At 45.1% G+C, this 2,598-nt stretch carries 2 protein-coding genes and 1 pseudogene; all 3 read right to left on the minus strand.

The features are described 5' to 3' along the window. Positions 1 to 538: pseudogene (locus WJ238_RS00215) on the minus strand (phenylacetate--CoA ligase family protein); the annotation flags it as partial. Positions 539 to 580: 42 nt separating this feature from the next. Then, a complete protein-coding gene (gene rfbH, locus WJ238_RS00220; protein WP_337605830.1) occupies positions 581 to 1,921 on the minus strand; it encodes a lipopolysaccharide biosynthesis protein RfbH in 1,341 nt (446 codons plus the stop codon). A 17-nt stretch (positions 1,922 to 1,938) separates the two neighbouring features. After that, a partial coding sequence (locus tag WJ238_RS00225) for an NAD-dependent epimerase/dehydratase family protein (RefSeq protein ID WP_337605831.1) occupies positions 1,939 to 2,598 on the minus strand: 660 nt, incomplete at its 5' end.

Below are 2,598 nucleotides of genomic sequence, written 5' to 3' on the forward strand. Positions count from 1 at the left end.
CCAAAGCTTCTTCATCCAGATTGGAACAGTCCATCATGATCAGATTCTCTGCCGTTCTGGAGATCCAGCTCTTTTTTGCGTGATCTCCTACCCACATGCGGATAAATGCTTCTTTCATTCCGATATAATATCCGCCGGCAGCCCCCAGAAAAATACTTGCAGCTGTGTTATGAAGGATTTTATTGCGATTCTGTATCATGGCAAAAGGAGTCCCCGTAGAGCCGCTTGTGTACATAATACGATTATCTGAAGCATCTTTGTAAACAGAAGACTGGCACTGCTCATAATGATTTCTGTAAGTCTCCTTATTCATAACAGGCATTTTTTCCAGAGGAGTATCCTCTGGAAAATCCTTATAAAATTCAGTTGTGCGAACTGCATGAGAGATCAGCTTCCTGATTTTCTCCTGAGTCTTTTCTATGGAAGTCCCGTTTTTATAGCTGTCACGGATTTCTTCATAATAGCCGCGTACCTTTCCTCCCTGAAGACGGTCCACCAGCCAGAATCCATACCAGCGCAGCTTTTCATCTATTACCATTTACTTTTATCCCTTCTCTGAAGTATCTTTTCCACAGCAGGCTTAAAGATTTCCGGCTTCCCGGATCACCTTTGCCATATAATCGATCTTTTCATCTGTCATGCCCGGATAAAGACCTACCCAGAAAGTATCGCGCATGATTCTGTCTGTATTTTCCAGACTTCCGGCAATGCGGTATCCTCTGCCTTCTGCTCTCATCTGATCAAAGCAGGGGTGCTTTGTAAGATTTCCGGCAAACAGCATTCTTGTCTGAACACCTTTGCTTTCAATATAAGGAACCACTTTATTTCTGTCCACTCCTTCTTTGCATGTCAAAAGGAAGCCGAACCAGCTTGGATCAGAATCGGGACAGGCTTCGGGAAGTACAAATTTTTCTTCCATTCCCTCAAGGGCTTTTCTGAGGCGCGCATAATTATGACGACGCTTTTCCACAAATCCAGGGAACTTTTCAAGCTGAGCGCATCCCACTGCCGCCTGCATATCTGTTGCTTTCAGATTATATCCAAAATGAGAGTAAACATATTTATGGTCGTAGCCAAGAGGCAGCTCTCCGTACTGTCTGTCAAATCGGTGTCCGCACACATTATCACGGCCGGACGGGCATCTGCAGTCACGTCCCCAGTCGCGGAGGGAACGGACAATCTTGTGCAGAAGCGGATTGTTTGTGTACACAGCTCCGCCTTCTCCCATTGTCATATGATGAGGCGGATAAAAGCTTGATGTGCCGATATCACCAATGGTTCCTGTAAGCTTCTTCTCTCCGTCTATCATATACTCAGAACCAAGTGCATCACAGTTGTCCTCGATCAGCCACAGGTCATGTTTTTTGCAGAAATCGCTTAAAGCCTTAAGGTCAAACGGATTACCCAGAGTATGAGCCAGCATTACTGCCTTTGTCCTGGAAGAAAGAGCTTCTTCCAGCCTGGTTACGTCAATATTATACTGAGGTACTGTCACATCTACAAATACAGGAACCGCTCCATACTGGATCATTGGCGCCACGGTTGTCGGAAATCCTGCCGCCACTGTAATCACTTCATCTCCCGGACGCACCTGGCGTTCCTTCAGAAGCGGTGAAGTCAGCGCCATAAAAGCAAGAAGATTGGCTGAAGATCCGGAATTAACCAGAGAACAGAAACGGATTCCCAGGTATTCTGAGAATTTTTTCTCAAACTCATCTGCATATCTGCCTGCTGTCAGCCAGAATTCCAGCGCACTGTCCACAAGATTTACCATTTCTTTTGAATCATAAACTCTGGATGCATAAGGAATTCTGTCTCCCTCTTTAAATGTTTTCTCTTGGTTATGATATTTACGGCAATAATTATCTACGATTCCAAGAATCTGCTCTCTTGCCTGCTGTTCTGTCATATTTTCAAACATATTTTTTCTCCTGTTTTTTATTTTATATCAGCCAGAAACTCCTGGATCTGTCTGTCCATAATTGTGTTTATGTCCTGCCCCGCCTGCCATTCCTTTGTCCACTCCACTGTTTTTTCTACAGCAGTACGAACATCCCAGGCCGGTATCCAGCCAAAAACACTCTTTATTCGGGAACAGTCAAGTTTCAGGAAATTCGCTTCATGAGGTCCGCCCACAAAATGATTTTCCCAAGTCTGTCCATCCCCCCATGCACGGCAGAAAAGATCTACAAGCTCTCCTGTTGTCACACAGTCCCTGTCATCCGGTCCTACATTATAATATCCCGAATATCTGCTTTCTTCATACTGCATGGCAGCAATCATAAGATACGCATATAAAGGCTCCAGCACATGCTGAAACGGTCTTGTGGAATGAGGATTTCTTACTGGTATGGGCTTTCCCTCCAGAGCTGCCCGGATACAGTCCGGAATAATTCTGTCTGCAGCAAAATCTCCGCCTCCGATTACATTTCCTGCTCTTGCAGTCGAAACAGCAGGCGCTCCATCCATGAAAAATGAATTTTTATAGCTGTGAGTCACAAGCTCCGAGCATGACTTACTGTTGGAATAAGGGTCAAATCCATCCAATGGATCATCTTCCCGATATCCCCATTCCCATTCCCGGTTGTGGTACACCTT

Origin of the sequence: Claveliimonas sp., from assembly GCF_037273965.1 — a bacterium.
GTDB classification, from domain to species: domain Bacteria; phylum Bacillota; class Clostridia; order Lachnospirales; family Lachnospiraceae; genus Claveliimonas; species Claveliimonas bilis.

Bases quoted from the DNA above. Each gene is read 5' to 3' on its own strand.
- rfbH (WP_337605830.1), bottom strand. From the start codon at position 1,921: ATGTTTGAAAATATGACAGAACAGCAGGCAAGAGAGCAGATTCTTGGA.